Origin of the sequence: Streptococcus sp. 3.1, from assembly GCF_016648915.1 — a bacterium.
In the GTDB taxonomy this organism is placed as follows: Bacteria; Bacillota; Bacilli; order Lactobacillales; family Streptococcaceae; genus Streptococcus; species Streptococcus salivarius_E.
Genome location: NZ_JACLQV010000005.1, coordinates 96,605 through 121,432 on the forward strand (window position 1 = coordinate 96,605; position 24,828 = coordinate 121,432).

Below are 24,828 nucleotides of genomic sequence, written 5' to 3' on the forward strand. Positions count from 1 at the left end.
TATTAATCGATATCTCTATTAAGGTCGCTTTCCAATTCAAAGAAAGGCTGAATATCCTGCACATATTCTAGGACACCCTGAAAGTCTCCCTTGTCATCTCTAACAGCTGCATAGGTAACATAGACGAATTTTCCTAAACGTTCAGATTTGAACCACATTGGAACTTGGTCACGCTCTCCACTTCTTAGTAATTCAAAGATTTTCTTGACCTTATCAAGCACTTTTGGCGGATGACAAAGTTCAACGTTTCGTCCAATTTGGCTAGGTGTTCGTTTAAAAACCATTTCATTAGCAGGAACATTATCATTATAGTATTGGAAAATATCGTCTTTATTGACGAAAGTGATTTCCAAAGGAAGATGGTTGAGAATGAGATTGGCCTGCTCCACAGAAAGATAACCGTTGCCAAAAGGCTGAGTCGTTTCTCTATCTACGACAGTTTCAGTTTTTGGTTTTGGAGTGAAGCTGATGGTAAACTGCCCTTCGGGAGTGTCAATAATTCGGGTATTGTCCAGATGTTCGTCACTACTTAGTTCAGATTGTTCTTGCGATGTATCAGCATTTACCTCCTCAAAACGTTCACGCTTAGGTTTCCAGACAGCTGTAGGTTTTATTATTGCATAGCCATAGGCATCGCTTTCTTCGGCAATCGAAAGCCAATCGTCTTGCGTGAAGGTTTCAAGCAGAATCATAAGTAAGATAGCCTCTTCTTTGAAAATCATGGCTTCAAACTCTTCTGAGAATGCTTCGAAAGACTTTGAAAATTCTTCTAAATCAGCCTCTGGAAGTTCTTTTAGTTTAGCTTCTGCCGCTCTAAAAAGTTTTCGGATGTCATCGTCTACTCCCCACATCACTTTTGGAGGGGAGTCATGGCCGTAACGCTCCATTATTGGAAAGAAAAGCTTTTCTTTACGCGTATAATGATTATGGAATTGACCAAGTAGAGTCATCTGATGCTTAAGTCCATTGAACAAGTCAGATTTAAAATCTTCATTTTCAGGCTTACTAATATTTTCTATGATACGTCGGATACGGAGAATAGCTGAACGTAGGGCTAAATTCTCTTGTTTAAACACATAGACAGGGTGGCCCTCTTGATCAGTGTCTGCCACTTCCACATCTGCAATAGCACCTTTAAAGAGGTTTGCGTGGACATTACAGAGGCTCATTACGTCTTCAAAGGTAACCCCATCTTCTGATGACATCAATTCATGCTCCATCATAGAGATTTCGAGGGCAGATACTCCCTTGAAGTGTTGATTGAAGCGCTCTTGAACACTCTCAGGACTGGCTCCATGGTGCAAATCTAGTAGAATTTCTTTGAGTATTTGAATACGATTATCTTCCATATCAGTCACCAATTACGTCATAACCGTTGAAAATCAAGGTTTGCTTGATTTTATCTAGGGGAATATTAGCTAACTTAGAGCCAGCTTTTAGACTAGTCACCTTACCGACAGTATTTAGCATAGCTGGATTAGACAAGGACTTGAAACCGAGATCAATCAGTAATTCCTTAACCTCTGGATGCTCTTTAATGATTGTTGCAACAGGTTGTGATAAATCTATAGTGTTGGTAGTCATAATGACCTCCTAATAACATATTTACTACTTCCATTATACACGAGAATAATGAAAAAAAACCAACAAATCTTAGTTTGCTGGCTTTTGATTAATTTCCAAATAGAGCTTCTGTCACATTATGCTGGATATTTTCCCACTCCTGCTCAGCCCTCACCATCTTACGATGGTAATCAGCACGCCCACGCAAGTAGGCAGCAATTTGATAATCTTGCTTCACAATTGGTATCTCAGGAATTTTGATGTCTAGGAGATCAGCCGTCGATAAATTTAGGACGGCCTTTCCCTTATCAGCATAGTCTAAATAGGCACGACCAATCTCTGTCTCAAGAAAAAACTTGATGTAGAAACCACGGAGTTTTTCCTTAGGTCGTAATACTGTGATATTTGATGAGGCGACAACTTCACGCTTGCCCTGATCCTCGAAAACAGCAACTTTTTGTACAGTTCCCTTAGATGCAATAAGAACATCACCGTCTTCTAAGAGAAATCGTAAAAGTTTGCGTTGTTCCTCAGAAAACGTTTTAAGGGCATCGTAGGCAATGCCGTTGGGTGTCATATCCGATAGATTAATGACAGCAAATTCGCCAGGATCTGCCTTAGCAGGAACAGCTTTTCCTTTAAATTGATCGACAACATCGCCTAAACGAACAAGTTTGTCTGTATTAGCTTCGTAATCGATAATCAGTTGAGGTCTTTCTTTTTCAGACATTGAATCTCCTTTTTATATTTTACTATCCATATTGAGTATTGCTATACAATAATAGCAAGATGCTAATACTTTTGCAAGTAAAAACTGTAAGAAAGGCAAAAATAAAAAAGAGACCTGAGCCTCATTTTATAAGCTTTTAACCGCTGCTACTGCTGCTTCATAGTTTGGATCAGTATTGATATTGTTCAAATATTCGACATAAGTAATCTTATTGTCAGCATCTGCCACTAAAACTGCACGCGCTAACAAGTGCCATTCTTCAATGAGGACACCATAATCTTTACCAAAACTATTATCATAGTAGTCAGAAAGCATGATGGCATTTTCAAGTCCTTCAGCACCACACCAACGAGCTTGTGCAAATGGTAGGTCCACTGAAATAGTAATAACTACTGTATCGTCTAATTCTGACAATTCCTTATTAAAGGTACGTGTTTGAGTTGAACAGATACCAGTATCGATTGATGGAACGATAGAGATAACTTTTTTCTTTCCATCGAATTCTGAAAGTGATTTTTTCGTCAAATCTGCTGCTGTTAAGTTAAAGTCACGCAAGGTATCTCCAACTTGAAGTTGTTTGTCTTCTGCTACTGTAACTGGTTTTCCAATAAATGTTGGCATGTTAATTGTCCTCCAATACTTTTTTTACTATTGTACTGTAAATATAGCAATAAGCCTAAGCATTTGTTTAGAACTTTTCAAACAGTAGTCTAATTTTTTCAGCAATAACTGCATTAATTGCAGGAATAACCTCATCCGCAAAGTTTTTTAGGTAGGGATAATCACCAATTTGCACTCCATATATAGCATTTTTGAAAAGAGAAATATCATTTTGATCATTTCCAAATGCTACAAAGGCTTTACCAAAGTGGTTTAAAACAGTACTAGCCTTGGTCACACCTTTAGGATTAATGTAAAGACATCTTTCAATATCATGATAACTAAGGTCTAAACATTCCAGTTTGTTTAGATTAAAGATAAGGTCTTCACGTATATCTTCATGCTCTACAAGTGGAATAACAACTTTGATAGGCTCATTAAGTTCATGAACAGGCAAAATCCTTGCTTTGTTTAATGGATCAACATTTGAAAGAAAAGGGATTTGCTCAGGATTTTGAATAGCACAATTAAAGGTATCATCAATAAAATAAGGGAGATTATAAGTATCACAGTAGCTAACAATCGTTCTGAGAGCAGGAGAAGGTATTGTGTATTGTGATACTAAAAGTTCATCTTGAAAGACTTCGCCGCCGTTTAAGCCAACTACTATCAGCTTTCTCAATTCTCCTTCTAAAATACTAAGACAATCTCTGTAAGAGCGTGCTGTTGCAAAAATAATGTCATGCCCGTATTTTGGTGCAGTTAAAAGAACCTTTTGTAGGTCTTTTGACATGGTCATACCATCAAAACATAGGGTTCCATCCAAATCAAAAACAAATTTCATAGGGATAGTATAACAAAAAACCAGCTAAAGAGCTGGTTAAATTATTTTGTATTGAAATACTTAGATTTTATCAAGAGCTAGTTTTAAATCTTCAATCAAATCATCTGCGTTTTCCAAACCAACTGAGATACGAATTTGATTTGGAGTGACACCACAAGCCAGTAAATCAGCTTCTGCTAATTGTTGGTGAGTTGTTGTTGCAGGGTGCACCACCAAAGATTTTGCATCAGCAACGTTAGCTAAATCTGAGAAGATTTCAAGATTATCAATTACGGTACGTGCTTCGTCTTGTCCACCTTTAACATGGAAAGTGAAAATAGAACCTGGACCTTTAGGGAAGTATTTTTGTGCCAAGTCATAGTAAGGACTTGATGGTAATCCAGGATAGTTAACCTTTTCAACTTTTGGATGATTTTCCAAAAAGTCTACGATTTTTTTAGTATTTTCGACGTGGCGTTCGACGCGAAGTGAAAGTGTTTCAAGTCCTTGCAAGAGCAAGAAAGCATTGAAAGGTGCCAAGGCAGCCCCTGTGTCACGCAAAAGTTGTGTACGAAGGGCAGTTACAAATGCTGCTGGACCAACATCACGCGTATAGCTGATATTGTGGTAAGATGGGTCCTCGTCAACCAACTGTGGGAATTTGCCTGAAGCTTCCCAGTCAAATTTACCAGAATCGACGATAAGACCTCCAATAGTTGTTCCATGTCCACCGATAAACTTAGTTGCAGAATGAACCACGATATCTACACCATGGGAGATAACATTGATGAGATATGGAGTTCCAAAAGTATTGTCAGCAACCAATGGAATCTTATGACTGTGAGCAATCTCAGCAATTTTTTCAAAATCAGGAATATTGATAAGCGGATTTCCCAAAGACTCAATCAAGACAAGCTTGGTATTATCTTTGATAGCAGCTTCAATTTCTTCAGGATTGTCAACATCTACAAAAGTTGTTGTGATACCATAGCGTGGAAGGGTTTCTTTTAAGAGATTGAATGTCCCACCATAGAGGGTTGTCGCAGCAACAACGTGATCGCCAGCATGTGCCAAACCAAGGATAGCATAGGTGATTGCAGCCATACCTGATGCCGTAGCCAAGGCACCAACACCACCTTCGAGGGCTGCAATACGTTCTTCAAGTACTGCTACTGTTGGATTGGTAATACGTGTGTAAATATTACCAGGTTTTCTAAGGGCAAAGAGATCTTCACCTTCTTGAGCGTCGTCAAAAACATATGAAGTGGTTTGGTAAATTGGAACAGCACGTGATTTTGTTTCCTTGTCAGGTGTTTGTCCAGCGTGTAATTGTAAGGTTTCAAATGAAAATTCTCGTGACATATGGGTGTCCTCCAAAACAAAAGTTGCCTTCATTCTACACCCAGAAAAGCTAGCTGTCTAATAGAAATTTTTTATCAAAGTGATAGGGAGAGCTTATAAAAAGGACCTTTCGGTCCCTTTCTATTTCTTCACAATAGGTGCTACGCTTGCCAAGACTTTTTTAAGTCCAACTTCTGGGAATTTTATCTTAAGTTCCTGTGTCTTGCCACTTCCAGTTACTTCTAGGACGGTACCATCTCCCCACTTCTTGTGGTGAGCGATATCTCCGATTTCCCAATCAGTAGCTGAGTTGCCTGAGTCTGAAGCCTTACCAAAAGGTAGTCCCCCAGTGGCTTTTGAAAATGGCTGAGCACCAGTATGTCTTTGCGGCTGTGCATTTGCTTTTCTGGTCTGAAGCGCTTGTTGTAAACTCATGCCCTGACCAAATTGTGTAGGCTCTTCCTTTGTAAAACGAACACCAAATGATGAATTGGCTGGACGTGCTAGACCTTGATATTGTAATAAATCATCTGAAATTTCACGTAAGAAACGGCTAGGACGATTATAGCTAGTCTTACCAAAAAGCGTACGCGTATTAGCGTTGGTAAGGAAAAGAATCTCTTCCGCCCGAGTGATACCTACGTAAGCCAAACGACGCTCTTCTTCGAGTTCATCTGGCTCTTCTGAGGCACGTGACAAAGGGAACACTCCCTCTTCCATACCAATTAGGAAGACAACTGGGAATTCAAGCCCTTTGGCAGCATGGAGAGTCATCAAGGTTACCTCTGCTGCTTCCATATCACCATCGTCCGTATCAGCAATTAAAGCTAAATCGTTTAAGAAACGGCCTAAACGGTCAATTCCTGTCTCGTCTTCCGTACCATCGGTGTTGGTTTCGTCAAAATTCTTAGTAACAGACATGAATTCTTCGATATTTTCAATGCGCGCTTGACTTTCAAGTGTTTGTTGCATCGAAAGAGCATCCAGATAACCAGACTTATCCAAAACAGCCTCTACAGCTTCAGTGATGCTTAGTCCATCTAGCTGATCACGTAGGTTCAGAATCATGTTAGCAAAATCGTAAACGCCCTGAGCTGCTTTCCCCTTAATCGGTGATAACATAATATTAGCTGAAGCATCTAGGAGACTCATGTTTTGCTCATAGGCAAAGGTACGAATCTTTTCTAGTGTCCCAGGTCCAACTCCACGTTTAGGTTCATTAACGACACGTTCAAAGCTAATATTATCAGCAGGATTGGCAATTAAGTTCAAGTAAGAAATGGCATCACGAATTTCTTTACGGCTATAGAACTTGGTTCCTCCAACCATGGTATAAGGAATATTAGACTTGAGTAAAGCTTCTTCAATGGTACGAGACTGAGCATTGGTACGGTAAAGTACAGCGAAATCCTTGAAGTTCTTACCTTCTTCACGAATAATGTTATCAATAGTTGAAGCAACAAAAACAGCTTCATCACGCTCGTCATTAGCACGGTAATAAACAATTTGTTCACCGTCATCATTTTGAGTCCAAAGTTTCTTAGGACGGCGGTTACGGTTGTTCTTGATAACTTCGTTGGCTGCTTGGAGAATTTTCTTAGTTGAACGGTAGTTTTCCTCCAAGAGGACAACCTTAGCTTCAGGATAGTCCTTCTCAAAATCAAGGATGTTCTGCATGTCAGCCCCACGCCAACCGTAGATTGATTGGTCAGCATCACCCACGACACAGATATTCTTGAAGCGAGATGCTAAGAGTTTTACCAACTGATACTGAGCATGGTTGGTATCTTGATATTCATCCACGTGAATATACTGATAACGCTGCTGATAATAAGCGAGCACATCGGGATTTTTGTCAAAGAGACGCAGAGTCATCATAATCAAATCGTCGAAATCCATGGCTTCACTACGACGGAGCTCTTCCTGATAGGCTTTGTAACATTTAGCAACGATTTGAGTATACATGTCACCAGCTTGGTGCTCATAAGCCACTTCATCCAAGAGGTCATTTTTTGCGTTGGAAATCGTCCCTAAGATGGCACGTTCATTCCACTTCTTAGGATCAAGATTAAGATTCTTGAGAATACGTTTCATCAAAGTACGTTGTTCACCAGGATCCACGATAGTAAAGTTTCGATTGTAGCCAATATGGTCCGCTTCACGACGAAGGATTCGCACGCACATACTATGGAAGGTCGCAATCAAGGTTTCTGAAGTTGCTGGGTTTAAAGCCATAGCACGCTCACGCATCTCACGAGCTGCCTTATTGGTAAAGGTAATGGCCAAAATATTCCAAGGATTGATCATTTTTTCGTCAATAAGGTAGGCAATGCGGTGGGTAAGTACACGTGTCTTCCCTGATCCTGCACCAGCCATAATCAACAAAGGACCTTCAGTCGTTTGGACGGCTTCGGCCTGTTTGTCATTCATACCAGTTAATAATGGGTTCATCATATTCTCCATTCTCAAAAATAAGCTCTACTATTTTATCATTTTTTGGATGAAAATGCAGTCTCTATTCATAATGAGTGTGAAATAACTTTAGCAAATAATCGTTTGTTTTTATTGGGAGGTTGTTTGATAAAAATGATTGTTATTCCAAGCTTTTCTAGATTTTGGTGAAAGGGATTCTTAAGTATAATATTCGGTTTTTTATAGTTTTGATAAAAATTAGTGTTGACACTGTTCGGTTTTTTAGATAATATAGAACCACAATAAAATAAAAACCGAGTGATGTCATCAGGAAGACTGGTGATTGACGGACTTCTGGAGAGATCTTGAAGCAGCCTTAGCTGTAAACAAGACACCGAAGGGGCAAGGGGTAACAACCGAAACTCTCAGGTAAAAGGACAGAAAGCATCGCAAGTTTTTTTACTTGTAGTAATAGCTTTGTATTCTCAGAGGTCTGGTTAAGCCAAACCTCTTTTTGACGTCTCGGTTAAAGGAGATTGTTACATTCATGTTAGACTTTTTTACTACCATTGATGATTTTGTCTGGGGTCCACCCCTTTTGGTCCTTCTTGTAGGAACTGGGATTTACCTTACGCTTCGTCTTGGACTTTTGCAAGTTCTTCGTCTTCCTAAAGCTTTTAAACTTATCTTTGCTGAAGATAAAGGGGAAGGTGATATTTCTAGTTTTGCAGCCCTTGCGACAGCTCTTGCTGCAACTGTTGGTACAGGTAACATTGTTGGGGTAGCTACAGCCATCAAAACTGGTGGACCTGGTGCCCTTTTCTGGATGTGGATTGCCGCTTTCTTTGGTATGGCAACCAAATATTCCGAAGGTCTTTTGGCTATTAAATTCCGTACACTTGACGACCAAGGTAATGTTTCTGGTGGTCCAATGTATTACATCACACATGGTTTCTCTGGGAAATGGCAAACAATTGCTAAACCTTTGGCCTACTTCTTTGCCTTTGCAGGTGTCCTAGTTGCATGGTTGGGGATTGGTACTTTCTCTCAAGTTAACTCAATCACCGCCTCACTTCAAAACAGCTTTGACTGGTCACCAAAAATCGTAAGTATCTTACTTGCTCTTATAACTGCTGCCATCATTTTTGGTGGTATCCAATCTATCTCTAAAGTTTCTGAAAAGGTCGTACCATTTATGGCTGGACTTTATATCCTAGCAGCTCTTGTGGTTATCTTTACAAACTTTAATCAACTTTTACCAGTTCTTGAAATGGTCTTCCAATCTGCCTTTACTGGGAAAGCAGCCGTAGGTGGTTTTGCTGGTGCAACAGTCATGGTCGCTATGCGACTTGGTATTGCGCGTGGTGTCTTCTCAAATGAGTCAGGTCTTGGATCTGCTCCTATCGCCGCTGCTGCAGCTAAGACCGAAGAACCTGTTGAACAAGGTTTGATTTCAATGACAGGTACTTTCATTGATACGATTATCATCTGTACGCTTACAGGTCTTGCTATCCTTGTAACTGGTCAATGGTCAGGTAGCCTAGAAGGTGCCCCAATGACACAAGCCGCCTTCTCTTCTGTTTTTGGTACATTTGGTGAAATTGCCTTAACACTTTCTTTGGTTCTCTTTGCCTTTACAACAATCTTGGGTTGGTCTTACTACGGTGAACGTTGTTTCGAATTCATTTTCAAATCAACTAAATTCCTTCCACTCTACCGCCTCATTTTTGTGGTTATGGTTGCTCTTGGTGGTTACCTCACACTTGATGTTGTTTGGAAAATTGCAGATATCGTAAACGGCTTGATGGCATTGCCTAACTTGATTGCCCTCCTAGTCCTTTCACCAATCATCATTAAAGAAACCAAATCATACTTTGAACGCCACAAATAAACAAAAAGAGCTCAGGCTCTTTTTTCTTGTCTTTATCAGCACCAATCCTTGCGACTACTGCTCTTTTGCGTTACAATGAAATTAAATCATTTTTAAACTTATACAGAAAAAATCCAAAGGAATAACTATGTCAATTACCAAAGAATTTGATACGATTACTGCCATTTCAACGCCCTTAGGTGAAGGTGCTATCGGTATCGTTCGCTTATCTGGAACCGATGCTATTGCTATTGCTAATAAAGTTTTCAAAGGAAAAAATCTAGAAACGGTTGCTTCACATACTATCAATTACGGCCATATTGTCGAAAATGAGGAAACCATTGATGAAGTCATGGTAAGTGTTATGCGTGCGCCAAAGACCTTTACGCGTGAGGATGTCGTGGAGATCAACACTCACGGTGGGGTTGCTGTGACTAATGAAATCCTCCAACTCCTTATTCGTTCTGGAGCTCGTATGGCTGAACCTGGAGAATTTACCAAACGTGCCTTTTTGAATGGTCGTGTGGACTTGACTCAGGCTGAAGCTGTCATGGATTTGATTCGTGCTAAGACTGATAAGGCTATGGCCGTTGCCGTCTCTCAACTTGATGGGGCGCTCAAGGATCTCATTAACAACACTCGCCAAGAAATCCTTAACACCTTGGCTCAAGTCGAAGTGAATATTGATTACCCAGAATATGATGATGTTGAAGAAGTTACCACAGCTCTTGTCCGTGAAAAAACGCAAGAGTTCCAAGCACTTTTAGAAAATCTTCTTGCCACTGCTAAACGAGGAAAAATCCTACGAGAAGGCCTTTCAACGGCAATCATTGGTCGTCCAAATGTCGGAAAATCTAGTCTTCTTAACAATCTCCTACGCGAGGAGAAAGCTATCGTAACAGATATTGAAGGTACCACCCGTGATGTCATTGAAGAATACGTTAATATCAAGGGTGTTCCACTTAAGTTAATCGATACCGCTGGTATTCGAGACACAGATGATGTGGTTGAAAAGATTGGTGTTGAGCGTTCCAAGAAAGCTCTTGAAGAGGCTGACCTGGTTCTCCTTGTCCTTAACAGCTCCGAACCGTTAACTGAGCAAGACCGTACATTACTCGAAATTAGTAAAAATAGCAATCGAATCATTCTCCTAAATAAGACAGACCTTCCACAAGCAATCCAAATGGAAGAGCTTCCTGAAGATGTCATTCCAATTTCAGTCCTCAAGAATGAAAATATTGACAAAATCGAAGATTGCATCAATCAGCTCTTCTTTGATAATGCTGGCCTAGTGGAGAAAGATGCTACTTATCTCTCAAATGCCCGTCACATTTCACTCATTGAAAAAGCTCTCGAAAGTCTTGAAGCAGTCAATCAAGGTCTTGAATTAGGCATGCCTGTTGACCTCTTACAGGTTGATATGACACGCACCTGGGAAGTTTTAGGAGAAATTACTGGTGACGCCGCCCCAGATGAACTCATTACACAACTCTTTAGTCAGTTCTGTCTAGGAAAATAAACATAACTAAATTTATGTAAAAAGGATGCTTAGTCATCTTTTTATTTTACATACATAAATACAGAAATAAAATTATGTAAATCAAAAAACTACCAATACTATAAGACGATTGACTCATGCTTTTTAAGAAAGAAAATGCTATCATGGTATTATCCTATGATTTTGAAAGGTTAATCATGAGTCAAGCTGCTACTGATACTGATTTTAAACATTTGATAGATTTTGATGATAATCTGTTTCCGTTTCGACTGGAGGAAACTATGGTCGAAAATGGACGCCCTGATATTCTATTTCATTGGCATCCTGAGCTTGAGATTCAGTACGTTTATGAGGGGACAGCTCGCTATCATATTGATTATGACTATTTTGACAGTCAGGCTGGAGATATTTTTTTGATATGTCCTAATGAGCTTCATTCGATTCATCCCATAGATAATCAGTCTCATCATACTGATACCCTTCATTTTCATTTGGATATGTTGGGACAGTCTCTGGTGGATCTGCTTAGTCTCCGTTATCTTCAGCCCTTACAGAATTCCAATTTTAAGTTTAAACAATGTCTAAGACCATCAGACGAGGGGTATACGGAAATTAAAGCACTTCTCTTCGAGATTTTTAAGATGATTCGTCAGAAAGATCGTCACTATGAACTTCTTCTCAAGTCAAAGTTGGAAGAATTAATCTACCTTTTCTACTTCTATCGTTTGGTAAAGCGAAAAACTTCTGATGATCATTATCGAAAAAATGATAAAATTCGTGAAATCATTGATTACATCAATCAACATTATGCTGAAAATCTCACGATTGAAAAGTTGTCAGAGCTCATGGGATATAGTAAGACACATTTTATGACAATTTTTAAACAACATACTGGCACCTCTTGTACTGAATTTATCATTCAAGCAAGACTACATGCTGCTTGTGAGGAGCTCCGTAATAGCGTAAAACCAGTTTTGGAAATTGCTACTGATGTTGGTTTTAACAATTTATCAAATTTCAACCGTCAATTTAAACACTATTACGACCAAACACCAAGTCAGTATCGAAAAACACATAGCAACAAGAAGAAAACAAAAAAGAGTTAGCCAAATGGTTAACTCTAATTTTTATCTGAAAACTTCTTAGTATTTTTCTTTACCTTTGTGTTTTCCACTAAGTCCAAAGAGAGTTAGCAACATACCAAGTCCGAGGAGTCCAGCGTGTGAGGCCTTATCACCTGTTGTAGGAAGAACTTCAGTTTGAGCAGAAGCTTCTGCCACTTTTTCTGTTTCTTTAAGTGCTTCGTTTCTTGTTGAAACGAAGAATACTTTACCATTAGGTGTCGTTACTACTTTAGATACAACTGGTTTAGTTGTTTTAAGGTCTTCAGCAACGCTAGATGGCGTAACAGGACTCAATGGATTAAGTGTAGGGTCTTCTGCATTTTCTTTTTTGTTCAAGGCAGCAAAATCAGCACTTGAAATAGAAATGGTACGTGAGTTTGGATTGATAACTGCATACTTAGATAGGTCTGCATGTGTCAAGTAATCCGCAAAGACGGTATCCATTGAAGGACCTTCTTCACGAGGACCACCAAGCATTGTGTAGCCATCACCACCAGCAGCTAAGAAGTCATTGGTTACAAGGTAGTAATTTTCATTAGTGTTGAGTGGTTTATAGCTACCAGTTTCTGGATCAAAAATGTCAATTGACAAGATACGTTTTTCTGCTGGAAGTGTTGTGTCATAATAAACACGAGCTCCTGATACTTGAAGGAAACCGCCAGATGGTTCAAGAAGAGGTTGACCATTTTCATCTAGAACAGTTTTACCACTTTCGTCAACTTGGAGAATAGAACCAAGAGATTTGACAAACATATCATGGATATTTTGACCTGTCACTTGGATTTGAGCAACTGAGTTACCAAATGGAAGAACGGCAATGATATCACCTTTAGTGATTGGTTTGTCTTTGGCAATTGTTTCACGAAGACCACCACCGTTTGTTACGGCAAGGTTAGACTTGTGTGTGAAGGCTGATTGTCCGTAATCTAAGAGAGCATCAGCGACAACATTACCAAGGTTAGTTTCGCGAACACGAACGTTCATACGGTCACCGCTAAGTTTAACTGGACTATTTTCGATAACTACTTTCGAAGAATCTGCCTTGTACTTAGCTTGGATGTCATCAATCATAGTTTTAACTGTTGGGTTAACTTTATAATTCTTCTTAGCTTCGTCGTGTGAAATCACGCCATGTGACAAGACACGGTCAGAATTATAAACGACGCGGCCGACATTGTTAAGGTAGCTACCAGTTTGGTTGTAAGTGACATTATCGCCGTATGTCGCTGTGTGAAGAGTGTGTGAGTGACCATCAAGGACAAGAACACGTTTTCCTTTCAAAGGTGCATAGTTTGAAAGAGCTTCTGCCAATGTTGATCCACGCCATTCAACTGGAGTTGTTGTATCTATACCCAAGTGACTAAGGACAATATAAGTCTTGTATTCCTTACCTTCAGCACGAGCATTTGATTCCACTTGGTCAACAACAGCTTTAACCTCAGTAATAGGATCGGTGAAAGAGACACCAGTGATATTACGTGGGTGTGTCTTAGTAGCTGTCTCAGGTGTAGTAACACCAATAACAACTACTTCATCTCCATCAACACCAGGTGTTTTGTCAATGATTGTAGATGGTTGGAAAAGACGTACGCCGTCCACATAAACGTTAGATGTGATGATTGGGAAATTGATTTGTTTGCTCAAACGACGCAATTGGTCAAGACCAAAGTCGAACTCATGGTTACCCACTGTCATGGCATCAAAACCAACAGCATTCATGACGCTTGCCATGTCCTCCCCCTTAGAGCTGTTTGAGATTGGAAGACCTTGGAATGAGTCCCCTGAGTCAAAGACAAGGGTTGTTCCTTTTGAACGAGAATCATTGACGATACCAGACAAAAGGGCATCACCAATAACTCCGTTACGATCATCTTCAACCATACGACCATGAACATCGTTGGTGTGAAGAACAGTTACAGTGTCGTTGCTGGCACTTGTGCTAGCATTTGTCACGACTTCTGTTGTAGGAGTTGCGGCTGCAGTTGCTGTTTCACTGGCTGTGGCAACTGGTGTCTCGCTTGTTTCAGCTGTTAAAGCAGTAACAACTGATGTTGAACTAGCTACTGGAGCTGCAGACTCGCTTGTTGCAGTTGTTGCTGCAGTAGATGTCGCATTGGTAGTTGCCTCTGTAGCTACTACTTCAGTGCTTGGTGCTGTTACAGCTGCATGAGCTTCTACCTCGTCAGCTTGGACAGCATTAGCCAAGATAGCAGTTGAGACGAGTAGGGTTGATAGTGTCGTTGCAACGACTGTTTTCTTCTTCATTCCAAAAGACCTTTCTGATTTTTAAATCGCTTTTATTATACCACATTTATAAGATTAGAATTAAATAAATTTCAATATTTTATTAGATATTCAAATAATTTTTTCAAAAATCAATAGGTAGCTAAACGTTTTTCAAGATAGCCTTCAAGCAGTTCTAAAGTAAAGCTCAAAGTCCAGTAAATAAGGGCGATTAGGATATACATAGACATGTAGTCATACTCACGCCCACCGATAATCTTAGCATTTTGGAAAATGTCAGGCACTGTAATCATAGCAGCCAATGAGGAACTCTTAACCATATCAATAATAACATTACCAAGAGGGGCTACTGCTATACGCATAGCCTGAGGTAAGATAATCCGACGGATAATAGACTTCTGAGGAAGACCAAGAGAGCGAGCTGCTTCCCACTGCCCCTTATCTACGGCAACTATGGATGAACGGAAAATCTCTGCCATATAAGCGGCACTAACACAGGAGAAGCCAATAAAGGCACAAAGAAGGGCAGGTAGCTGAACACCAACATAAGGCAAACCAAAGTAAAGAATGAAGAGCACGACCAACATAGGAACCCCACGCATGATGGAAATATAAATGCGGGCTGGATACTTTAACCAAGGCTTTTGAGACATTCGCATAAAGGCAAGGATGATAGCAAAAACATTCCCAACCATAAAGCTTAAAAGCGAGATTCCTAAGGTATAAGGTAGACCTGATAGGACATAAGGAATGCTTTTTAGAATCAGTGAAAAATCAATAATCATAAGTCTAACTTTCTAAACATTTCTTTAGCAAATAAGCGATCCAATTGGATCGCTTATATTATTCAACATCAGAGATATCAATCTCAGTATAGTCAACTTTTGTTTTCTTTGTAACGTCTTGACCAGCAAAGAATTTCTCTGAAATCTTGGTAAGGGTACCATCTTTCTTCATGTCTTTGATGGCTTTGTTGACCTTTTCTTGAAGGGTTTTATTCTTCAATGAGAAAGTAAAGCTTGTTGAGTAAGGGTTACTGTAGATACCGTCGTTGATCTTAACTGGGTACTTGTCTTTGATAGCGGCTACTGCCATCTTTTGCAAATAGTAATCGTTGACGATAACGTCTGTACGCCCATTTATCAAGTCCTGCATGTAAACGTCATTGGTAACATTATCATATACGACGAGTTCAGCACCCATTTTTTTGGCAATCTTCATGTACTTTGTACTTGCAGCACCGGCTGCCTTTTTGCCTTTGAGATCCTTCCATGAAGAGATTCCTGAATTATCCGATTCACGAACGACCATTGAAGTGAAGGAATACTTGTATGGTTCAGAACGTAAGAATTTTTTAACATTCTTGTTGTCGTCTTCGAGTGAGTAGTTAGCGATATCGACTTGTCCACTATTTACAGCAGTAAGCATGCCATCTACACCCATCTCAGTGAAGTCAATTTTCAACTTAAGACGTTTTCCAACTTCTTTGAGAATCTCAACGTCATAACCAGTCAAATTATTCTTATCATCGTGGTAGGTTTGTGGGTACAGTGTTCCAGCAGTCGCAACCTTGATGCTACCACGTTTCTCAATCTTTTCCCAGTTCTTCTCACCTGTACTTTGTGACGAGCAGGCAACCAAAAAGACCGCAGCCAAAATTAAGCTAAAAACGGCGAAAAATCTCTTTTTCATCTATGTGTGTCTCCTTGAATAATTAAGTTAAGTTAAAAAACTTATAATCTAAGCCTACACTATTTGAAAGGGTTTTACAAAATATTGAACTGAAAATAATAATGCTCAGCTAAAAACCGAACCTTCTTCCATTTGTTGGGCCAAGTGTAAGAGGAGGCCTTCTCTTCCCTTGGCGGCTGTCAGTTGAACACCAAGGGACAGCCCTTGCCCATCACGATAGACAGGTAAAGAAATCGATGGTTGTCCCGTCAGGTTAGCTTGTTGGGTGAAAGGCGTCCAATCTAAACTATCCGCAAACATATCCCAAATAAGTTCTTGTTGCTTTGGCCAATCAAACTCAGACATATGCTTGAGTTGATTTTGTAGGCTTTGAGAGAGTGCAAACTGTCCGTGTTTAGGTGCCACATCCGCAACTGTAGGAGTCAGAAGAATATCGTAAGACTCATGAAAATTCGTCATCTGATGGCTATACTGGTCCCACTGAGTTAGGACTTTAGAGTAAACTTTGGCAGGAATCTTTTGGCCAGATTGGAAAATAGCCCAAGTCATTAACTCCATATCTTCAAGCGTTATCTGACGTCCCAAACCAGCCTCTATACCATCAAACATGGCAGCCGTCTCTACACTATTCATGATGTAGTAAGACTGCATAGCTTCAATCCCATTCAAGGGCTGATGGGTGATTTCATGGACATAATGTCCTAGACTTTCTAATGCTCTAGCAGCCTTTTTTGTCGCCGCAATAGCAGATTCTGATACCTTACCACCAATAGGAGAGACAGTAGAAAAAGCAATCTTCAGAGGTTGAACTGGTTTTCCTAAAGAATCTTTGTCAAGTTTAGGCAAGATAAAGGGACTTTCCATCTGACACGTCTGCATATGATAAAGCAAGCGTTTTGTATCTCGAACAGACTTAGTCAAAGCAAACTGGACAGAGGCTCCCTGCCATCCACGAAACGAACCAGGACCGACAGGAATTCGTCCTCTGGTAGGCTTGAGACCGATTAGGCCGTTAAAGGAAGCTGGAATGCGAATAGAGCCCCCACCGTCACTAGCTGGAGCCAAAAGAGAAATGCCAGAACTTACAAGAGCAGCCGCTCCACCACTTGAGCCACCAGCATTACGCCTCACATCATCAGGTAGATTGACAGGACCATGAATCTGAGCATCACTGATATTTTTGAAGCCAAACTCAGGAGTGCTAGAACGTCCTAAGATAATAAAGCCCAATTCCTCAAGTTTCTTAACATAATTATCCGTTTCCTTAGCCCGATAACTTGTAAATAGGCGAGAACCCGCTGTTGACGGCTCACCAGCTTGCTCCTGACCTAAATCCTTTAGGAAAATTGGGACACTAGCAAAAGGTTTAGCTGAAAAGTCTCTAGTTTCTGCTTCTTCTAAAGCTTTCTCGTAACGTTGACTGACGATAGCATTGATTTTAGTATTAGTCCTCTCCGCTTCACTTATTGTATCCTTTACTAGTTCTGGGGGACTGACCGTCTTATTTCGCACAGCCTCAACCATTGCCGTTGCATCTGACCACTCATTTACTGACATCTTATATTCTCCCTACTTCTATTATTTCCTAAATTATACTAAAAAAAACGAAACGCCTGAAACGTTCCGCCTTCAATCATGATAATTAGTCTTGCCAAGTTTCTTGGTTTTCTTTAAATTTTTTCAAGAGTTGAAGTCCGTCTGCTGTGATGTAGCCTTGCACTTTAGCCACTTTGATCAACTCAGTGTAGTTTGAAAGAGTGACCAATTTCACGCCAGCATCAGCGAAGTTTTTCTCAGCTTTTGGCAATTCGTAAGTGAAGATAGCCACAACACCAATAACATTAGCCCCTTCACGCTCTGCAGCTGCTACCGCATCAAGTACTGATCCACCAGTTGAAATCAAGTCTTCAACAACAACCATTTTTTCGCCTTTAACCACACGACCTTCGATTTGGTTACCAGCACCGTGATCTTTTGGTTTGCTACGGATATAGGCAAATGGAAGGTTCATCTTGTCAGCGATGATAGCACCGTGAGGAATACCAGCAGTTGCAGTACCAGCAATCACTTCTACTTCAGGAAATTCTTCCTTAATTTTTTCCACAAAACCATTTTCGATAAGTGTACGAGTTTCTGGGTAAGACAAAGTAATACGGTTGTCTGTGTAGATTGGTGATTTGATTCCTGATGCCCATGTAAATGGTTCTTCAGGTTTAAGGTAAACAGCCTTGATATCAAGCAAGTCAGATGCGATTTGTGATGCTAATGTCATAATTATTATCCTCCGTAAAGCGTTTTCTACTCTTTATTATAACCTAATTCCATCTATTTTCCTATGAAATAAGGTCTTTTTGAAAATTTATTGACCGTTCCATTGGGCCTTGATGTCGTGATAAGCTGCTACTGGATCGTCAGCTTGTGTAATTGGACGACCAACAACAATGTAATCTGAACCAATTTGACGGGCATCGGCAGGTGTCATAACACGTTTTTGGTCACCAACTGCTGCTCCTGCTGGACGAATACCAGGTGTCAAACAAACGAAATCTTCATTTGTTGCTTCTTTGATTTTTGCTACTTCATGTGCTGAGCAGACAACACCATCAAGACCTGCTTCAGCAGTCTTTTTAGCATAATGAACCACAGATTCTTGAAGTGTGGTTTGGATATTTTGGAAATCACGCATCTGCTCTTCAGAGGTAGAGGTCAACTGTGTTACAGCAATCAAGATTGGACCATCTCCCAAGCCTTCACGCGCAGCCTTCATCATTTCCACACCACCAGCCGCATGCACATTAGTCATATCAACGCCAAGGTTAGACAAGACACGCATGGCTGATTTCACAGTATTTGGAATATCGTGAAGCTTAAGGTCAAGGAAAACACTATGGCCAAGCTCTTTAACGTAGCGTACAATCTCAGGCCCAGCAGCATAGTAGAGTTCCATACCAATCTTCACATAGAGCTTTTCATCAGCAGGAAACTTAGTAAGGAAAGCCTTCACATCCTCAAAGGTCGGGAAATCAAGGGCAATAACAGGACGATTTTCTCTCATTTCTTATATCCTTTCACACAAAAAACCTCCGCCAGTCAGCGAAGGTTGCACGAAAATAGGGCAGTCCCTACCCTTTAGTGATGCCGTAGCATCTCAGTACACCTTTCTCGCCTCTCTGGACTCGATTAAAGGTTCAGTTCAATTTGTTCCATTATAGCGCTTTTATGAGGGAATGTCAAAGGGGGTATCTTTAATCTCTATCCTGTAGTACATTAATGAAATTTTTAAAACTTATTTCAAAGTCTTTAGAAACCTATATATTCATATTTCATTCTTAATTCTTGGTAGATATAATATCTTAAAACTTCTCGAAGAAGCAATGTTGTTTCGTACATCTCACTGATATCTGTTATCAATTTTGGATATTTATCCTTCGAATCACCGTGAGTATAATAATTGCGTGTTTGAGTTAATTTTTTTATCAGCAATTCTCTCTCTACATTTGAAAAAATTTTAGACTGATTAAGCTCATCTATTGAATCAAATAAATTTTTCAACCGTTCAGAAAGACTTGGTTCTTTCTTATTAAATTTCAATCTATTTCTAAACTTACCTCTAACCTCCTCTAAGAGATTTGTATTTATAAAATTGAGCAAACATCGTTTTTGTTCTTCTTCAATATCAGATAAACGTTGCGGTATTTTAAAATTCTTAAAATTTCTTGAATATACTTCTAGATTTCTGATTGCATCAACCAACTGATTTTCCAAGAATAAGTTACCATGAAGATTTTTTGAAAATTGTTTAACTATAAAATCAAGTTCCTCAGATTTATCAAACCAATGATTTAAAATAGCTTCAAAATTATTCTCTAATCTCTTTAAAGAGATATCTTGCTGAGAATTTGATTTCCATTTTTTAGACTTTCTAGCATGTTGCACAAAGAATTTTCCTTTTGTCAGTGGCAAACGTTTATCATCTACCATTTTATAATCAACTAGAAATTCAATATTAGTAAAAGACAAAGGTATATTTGATAAAATTTCAATAAGGTCCTTAATCTTGCATGAAGCATGATAAAAATCATTAAAAAGTCTTTTTTTTGAATCAGCTGAAGTAAGTTTAATAAAATAATCACTTGTAAATGATATGTTTGTAAACGAAGAATGTAGTATTGCTGAATCCTCAAAGTTCATTCCTACTGATTTTATTAACGCTTTTGTTGATTGATATTTATGTACTGCACTCTTAAAAATAGTTTGATTCTTATCACGCTTAATGGTCACCAGTGATTTGGCAATCCATTCCTCAATGTGTTCGAAACTAAATTTAAATTCTTTTACTTTTTCAGAATCTAATTCATTTATTAATTTCTTAAAGGCTTCTGAATTATAGTCAAAGTTTTCTACTTCATTATAAAATACACTGTAGATTTTAAAGTCTTTAACTCTATATTTAGTTATTGAAAAACCAGGATATGATAAATATACCATCGGTTCTCCATAAGTGTTTAAAATTAAAATATTGCCATCACTAGTGAATCCATATATTTTTTCCAAATGCTTGCCAAGATTAAAAGAAATACCTAGGTCCTCTTCAAATTCGCCAAATAATTCTAATACAATTTCTCTTGAAGAATAATGTAAAATACCGCTCAAATTATTCTTACTATTGAAATTATCTGGACATTCTGAAAAATAACCTTTTATATCAAACTCTTTGTCCCAAGTATAATCTTTAAATTTCATAATGCTCCTTTTATTTTTTTAAACGTTTTTCTGAGTTTCTAAATTTAAAAAATCAAATACATAGCTTCAAGAAATTACAATACAAAAAATCTTTTATCTATCAATAATGATATTATACTCCAAGAATACTTAGTATTTCTAGAAAAAATAGTTCACCCATTCGAGGTAGAATACTAACTAATATATAGATATAATCTGGCATTAACTGAACTTCGATTATTTAAACGCCTTTATAATGATATATTTTATTCACAACGCTAGAGAAAGAATTGAACATAAAGTCACCAATAAAAAAGATGGAAGTTTTAGTTTCCATCTTTTTACTTTTAAATCAATTATTCTATTTCCCCAACAAGTCTGTTCGAACTTCCTTACGCAAGTCTTCAAGTGTTGTGATACCGTACTTGTCCATGACTTCAGGGAGGCGATCGATGATTTTAGGGCAGGCATAGGGATCTGCGAAGTTGGCTGTTCCGACACCGATGGCTGAGGCACCAGCGATGAACATTTCGATAGCTGCTTCGGCACTGTCGACTCCCCCCATACCGATGATTGGAAGGTCTGAAGCTAGAGCAACTTGGCGGATAAGTTTAAGGGCTACTGGAAAGACGGCTGGCCCAGACATACCACCTTGACCGTTGGCAATGATAGGTTTGCGAGTAGCCAAGTCATAGCGTGTTCCGACCAAGGTGTTAATCATGGTGAAACCAGTCGCACCGGCATCTTCGACTGCTTTGGCGACACTTGTGATATCAGCCACGCTCGGTGTCAGTTTGACATAGACGGGCACATCAGAGTGAGAGACGCTGGCTTTTACTGCCGCATAGGCAAGCTCTGGGACTTGTCCGATGAGTAGGCCGTTATTGCCATGGTCCACGTTTGGACACGAGATGTTGAGCTCGATCGCCTTGACGTTGCTGGCTTTGGAAATCTTATGAGACACTTCTGCATATTCTTCGTTTGAAAATCCAGCTACATTGGCAATGATTGGAAGCTCAGGATAATGCTCCTGCAACCAAGGGAGTTTTTCAGACAAGACAGCATCAACACCAGGGTTTTGCAAGCCAATGGCATTGAGCATGCCTGATGGTGTTTCCGCCACACGGGGTGTTGGATTACCAAAACGAGGGTTGGCGGTAGTAGCCTTAATCATGATTGACCCTAGTTTATCCAAATCATAATACTTGGCATACTCTTGACCAAAACCAAAGCAACCTGAGGCTGGAATAATAGGATTTTTCAAGTCGAGCCCTGGAAGGCTAATAGCTAAACGATTTTTTGAATTCATCTCTGACATAGTAACCTCCTAGACGATGACTTTTCCAGTAGGGAAAACTGGCCCTTCTTCACAAACACGAAGATTTTTGGCGTCCGACTCTCCTTTAACGTGAACCACACAGGCATAGCAAGCGCCCATACCACAAGCCATGCGGGCTTCCATAGAAACATAGGCGTGAGGGTGATTTTCAAACTTGCTATCGACATATTTAAGCATGCCTGGGGCTCCGCAACTATACACGGCATCTGGTGTCCAGTCGAAACCATCAATAACTGTCGAAACGTAACCCTTGATACCGTATGAACCGTCATCAGTCGTCACGTAGACTTCACCACAAGCTCTGAGTTTATCCTCCAAAATGACAGCATCCTTATTGGCAAAACCAATGACTGATACAACTTCCACTCCCTTAGCCTTCAACTGTTTAGCTGTCTCAACCAAAGGTGGCACACCAATACCTCCACCAACTAGGAGGGCTTTCTGCCCAGCCTCAATAACTGAAATATCAAAACCATTTCCCTGAGGGCCCATGGTATCGATGGTTTGCCCAGCTACCATCTTAGACAGAATAGCTGTTCCCTCGCGTTCCACTCGATAGACAATGGTTGCCTCTTTCTTGTCATAGTCAATCTCTGAAATGGAAATCGGACGACGAAGGAGTTTGCTTGGGTCTGGCACTTTGAGATGGACGAACTGTCCAACCTGCATATCTGCAACCATCTCTCCCTTAAGCACCATCTCGAAAATACGAGGTGCAATCTCACGCTGACTCACAATGGTTAAATCTTCAACTAAAATCATGACAACCCTTTCTAAACTGCAAAATGTCATCAAAAAAACCTCGCCACATGGCAAGGTCGCACAAAAAATCACAGGAGAGCCCTGCTGTTTCACTCTGTCCGACCTTTTAAGCCTCTCTGGACTCATTTAAAGGTTATTTTGTGATTATTATAACCGTTTTCAAGACGGATGTCAAAGGAGAAAAGAAAAACCAAAGCTCTAAAAACTAAGCTAAAGTCTCTCCAGCCTATAACTAGGCCCTCTGTTTGATACGTTCTCAATCATCTCATAGGGTAACATAAATTATCAATATTCCTAACAATAGGTGTTAAGAATATTGGATAACCGTCTTAAAATAAGATTATTGGAACAATCTGTCGTAAACCATAGTATGAGCCAACTGTTGACCATCGCCACCCAACAAATCAACCAAGGCATAGGCAAAGGCTAGGGCTGTTCCGGCACCACGGCTAGTGACAATATTGCCATCAACAACCACCAAGTCAGTTTGATGCTCGCCAGATGCAATTTGTTCTTCAACACCTGGGAAACATGTGAATTTGCGACCTTCAAGAAGACCAGCACGTTCGAGAACAATTGGTGCTGCACAAATGGCAACAACGTATTTTCCAGCTTTTGAAGCTTCTTGAAGAGAGGCAATCAAGGCTTGGTTGTCGCGTAGATTAGTTGAGCCAGGCATACCTCCAGGAAGGACCACCAAGTCATAATCCGCAAAATTACCATCAAATACACCATCCATAGCGACTTGAATTCCATGTGAGCCAGTCACTGACGTACTTTCAAGTCCTATCATGCTACAGTCAAATCCTGCTCGGCGGAAGACATCCACTGGGCTCAAGGCTTCGATTTCTTCAAATCCTTCCGCAAATACTACTGCTACTTTTGTCATGATATACCTCCAATTGACTTATCACTTGATTCTATTACGCCTTAAATTATAGCAGTTTTAGAAGCAGGAAACAAACCATAAAAATTGACTTTGAACATGAAAAAAGACAGCACAAGGACTGTCTTTGTCATTTTATCTAAACAAACTTGCTAGGATCCACAAGAGATAAATATGGGCTGGATAGAAAATATAGAAGAAATTCTTGTTACCACTACCACGTTCACCATTATAGAAATACATAGGAATTGCCGCAAAGATCATCATCCACTGAACGCCTGTCGGGTCAAAAAGATGGGCAATCACTGAAATAACAACTAAAACAATGATTTGAGCCATACGATTGGTACGGAAAATATAGAATAGCAACCCCAAAATAACCATTACAAAGCCACCCTCAACCATGATAATACTTGGCACAAGTGACAAGATAAAGGCAACAATCTGCACAACGATTGGGTTTGCATGTGGCGTTTCAAATATGCCTGCAAGAATCACAACTGGAATAGATGAAAGAATCGGCAAGAGAAAAACACCAATCCCTTGAATCAACTCCTTGTTTGATTTATCGCGAAGCCCCTTAGCCAACAAATCCCAAGAACAAATAAAAATCCCAGTAATAAAGAAGGTTGAAAAGGCATTGTTGGTTAAACTGATACTACCATTATGAAAAATACTACCAATGATGGCGTTGCCAATGATCATAAACCAACTCATGTAAAGCAGACGCCTGAGAAAAGCCATACGATCATGAGTGTAGTGAAAACTATCAGCAGCAAGAAAGAGGAAAATTGGGAAAGACAGACGTCCCAACATCGTCAACCATATAGGTGCCCCCATACTCCCGAACATCTGATAGATTTGGTCCAAAAACATAAGTGCAACAGCTAGGTATTTTAAATTAGTCGCATTGCATATCTTTTTTATATCGTTCATTTAATGCTCCTTTAATTTTCAGCATATTAAATGATACCACAAGTCAGATATAAATTCAAAGGTATTCAGGGAAATAAAAGACATAACTTTTTAACTATTTTAGCGGAACAATTTTTGTAATAAAGAATGGTTCATAATAATAACAAACTCAATTTCGACTACCCATCCAAAGCATTTTTACTCTCTTTGTGCTATAATAGTTAGGCAATATTTACGTTCATAACGTATGCAAATTATTTAAAAAAACTAACAAAGCCCATAAACTCTGCAAGTTTTTGAAATATCT

Annotated in this window: 21 protein-coding genes and 1 riboswitch; of the genes, 3 read left to right on the plus strand and 18 right to left on the minus strand. The window is 39.5% G+C overall.

All coding sequences use genetic code 11. From position 1 onward, the window contains the following. Positions 1-2: 2 nt before the first annotated feature. From H7U02_RS04525 to pcrA, 7 genes are all read right to left on the minus strand, one after another. Positions 3-1,349: a DUF438 domain-containing protein gene (locus tag H7U02_RS04525; protein ID WP_073949853.1), complete on the minus strand. Its 1,347-nt coding sequence runs from the start codon at positions 1,347-1,349 to the stop codon at positions 3-5. 1 nt (position 1,350) lies between these two features. Next, positions 1,351-1,584: a DUF1858 domain-containing protein gene (locus H7U02_RS04530; protein WP_110981403.1), complete on the minus strand. Its 234-nt coding sequence runs from the start codon at positions 1,582-1,584 to the stop codon at positions 1,351-1,353. Between the two features lie 88 nt (positions 1,585-1,672). After that, a complete protein-coding gene (locus H7U02_RS04535) occupies positions 1,673-2,293 on the minus strand; it encodes a restriction endonuclease subunit S (RefSeq protein WP_110981404.1) in 621 nt (206 codons plus the stop codon). Between the two features lie 126 nt (positions 2,294-2,419). After that, positions 2,420-2,914, minus strand: a complete 495-nt coding sequence (gene tpx, locus H7U02_RS04540) for a thiol peroxidase (protein ID WP_110981405.1) — start codon at positions 2,912-2,914, stop codon at positions 2,420-2,422. Positions 2,915-2,981: 67 nt separating this feature from the next. Next, entirely contained in the window at positions 2,982-3,737 is a 756-nt protein-coding gene (locus H7U02_RS04545; RefSeq protein WP_110981406.1) for an HAD hydrolase family protein, read from the minus strand. Between the two features lie 60 nt (positions 3,738-3,797). Next, positions 3,798-5,078 carry an O-acetylhomoserine aminocarboxypropyltransferase/cysteine synthase family protein gene (locus H7U02_RS04550; protein ID WP_037597805.1) on the minus strand — a complete coding sequence of 427 codons (1,281 nt, stop codon included), beginning with the start codon at positions 5,076-5,078 and terminating at the stop codon, positions 3,798-3,800. A gap of 120 nt (positions 5,079-5,198) precedes the next feature. Then, positions 5,199-7,508 carry a DNA helicase PcrA gene (gene pcrA, locus H7U02_RS04555; protein ID WP_110981407.1) on the minus strand — a complete coding sequence of 770 codons (2,310 nt, stop codon included), beginning with the start codon at positions 7,506-7,508 and terminating at the stop codon, positions 5,199-5,201. A 305-nt stretch (positions 7,509-7,813) separates the two neighbouring features. Beyond that, a riboswitch (glycine riboswitch) is annotated at positions 7,814-7,920 on the plus strand. 96 nt (positions 7,921-8,016) lie between these two features. On the opposite strand from pcrA, the gene H7U02_RS04560 reads away from it, so the two are divergent. The 3 genes from H7U02_RS04560 to H7U02_RS04570 all read left to right on the plus strand — a co-directional run bounded on the left by H7U02_RS04560 (position 8,017) and on the right by H7U02_RS04570 (position 11,943). Then, positions 8,017-9,360 carry an alanine/glycine:cation symporter family protein gene (locus H7U02_RS04560; protein ID WP_110981408.1) on the plus strand — a complete coding sequence of 448 codons (1,344 nt, stop codon included), beginning with the start codon at positions 8,017-8,019 and terminating at the stop codon, positions 9,358-9,360. A gap of 127 nt (positions 9,361-9,487) precedes the next feature. After that, complete coding sequence (mnmE, locus tag H7U02_RS04565) at positions 9,488-10,858, plus strand: tRNA uridine-5-carboxymethylaminomethyl(34) synthesis GTPase MnmE (RefSeq protein WP_201042866.1); 1,371 nt, start codon at positions 9,488-9,490, stop codon at positions 10,856-10,858. 143 nt (positions 10,859-11,001) lie between these two features. Then, entirely contained in the window at positions 11,002-11,943 is a 942-nt protein-coding gene (locus H7U02_RS04570) for an AraC family transcriptional regulator (RefSeq protein ID WP_110981532.1), read from the plus strand. 36 nt (positions 11,944-11,979) lie between these two features. Here the strand turns inward: H7U02_RS04570 and nt5e are convergent, their stop codons facing one another. From nt5e to H7U02_RS04625, 11 genes are all read right to left on the minus strand, one after another. Further along, positions 11,980-14,226, minus strand: coding sequence for a cell surface ecto-5'-nucleotidase Nt5e (nt5e, locus tag H7U02_RS04575; RefSeq protein ID WP_110981410.1), 2,247 nt, complete (start codon positions 14,224-14,226; stop codon positions 11,980-11,982). A 110-nt stretch (positions 14,227-14,336) separates the two neighbouring features. Then, positions 14,337-14,990 carry an amino acid ABC transporter permease gene (locus tag H7U02_RS04580; protein ID WP_002890981.1) on the minus strand — a complete coding sequence of 218 codons (654 nt, stop codon included), beginning with the start codon at positions 14,988-14,990 and terminating at the stop codon, positions 14,337-14,339. A gap of 58 nt (positions 14,991-15,048) precedes the next feature. Further along, entirely contained in the window at positions 15,049-15,897 is an 849-nt protein-coding gene (locus H7U02_RS04585) for a transporter substrate-binding domain-containing protein (RefSeq protein WP_073689311.1), read from the minus strand. A 105-nt stretch (positions 15,898-16,002) separates the two neighbouring features. Next, positions 16,003-17,454, minus strand: coding sequence for an amidase (locus H7U02_RS04590; RefSeq protein ID WP_073689312.1), 1,452 nt, complete (start codon positions 17,452-17,454; stop codon positions 16,003-16,005). Positions 17,455-17,539: 85 nt separating this feature from the next. Continuing rightward, the gene (gene pyrE / locus H7U02_RS04595; RefSeq protein WP_073689313.1) at positions 17,540-18,169 is read right to left on the minus strand and encodes an orotate phosphoribosyltransferase; all 630 of its coding nucleotides are present in this window, start codon (positions 18,167-18,169) and stop codon (positions 17,540-17,542) included. Positions 18,170-18,256: 87 nt separating this feature from the next. Further along, the gene (gene pyrF, locus H7U02_RS04600) at positions 18,257-18,952 is read right to left on the minus strand and encodes an orotidine-5'-phosphate decarboxylase (RefSeq protein ID WP_070839112.1); all 696 of its coding nucleotides are present in this window, start codon (positions 18,950-18,952) and stop codon (positions 18,257-18,259) included. Between the two features lie 245 nt (positions 18,953-19,197). After that, positions 19,198-20,640 carry a HEPN domain-containing protein gene (locus H7U02_RS04605; protein ID WP_070475982.1) on the minus strand — a complete coding sequence of 481 codons (1,443 nt, stop codon included), beginning with the start codon at positions 20,638-20,640 and terminating at the stop codon, positions 19,198-19,200. 340 nt (positions 20,641-20,980) lie between these two features. Beyond that, complete coding sequence (locus H7U02_RS04610) at positions 20,981-21,937, minus strand: dihydroorotate dehydrogenase (protein WP_173014508.1); 957 nt, start codon at positions 21,935-21,937, stop codon at positions 20,981-20,983. Positions 21,938-21,946: 9 nt separating this feature from the next. Beyond that, positions 21,947-22,720 carry a dihydroorotate dehydrogenase electron transfer subunit gene (locus H7U02_RS04615; protein ID WP_238799541.1) on the minus strand — a complete coding sequence of 258 codons (774 nt, stop codon included), beginning with the start codon at positions 22,718-22,720 and terminating at the stop codon, positions 21,947-21,949. Positions 22,721-23,060: 340 nt separating this feature from the next. Next, the gene (locus tag H7U02_RS04620) at positions 23,061-23,609 is read right to left on the minus strand and encodes a DJ-1 family glyoxalase III (RefSeq protein WP_048790285.1); all 549 of its coding nucleotides are present in this window, start codon (positions 23,607-23,609) and stop codon (positions 23,061-23,063) included. A gap of 132 nt (positions 23,610-23,741) precedes the next feature. Further along, complete coding sequence (locus H7U02_RS04625; RefSeq protein WP_048790284.1) at positions 23,742-24,542, minus strand: TraX family protein; 801 nt, start codon at positions 24,540-24,542, stop codon at positions 23,742-23,744. Positions 24,543-24,828: the final 286 nt, after the last annotated feature.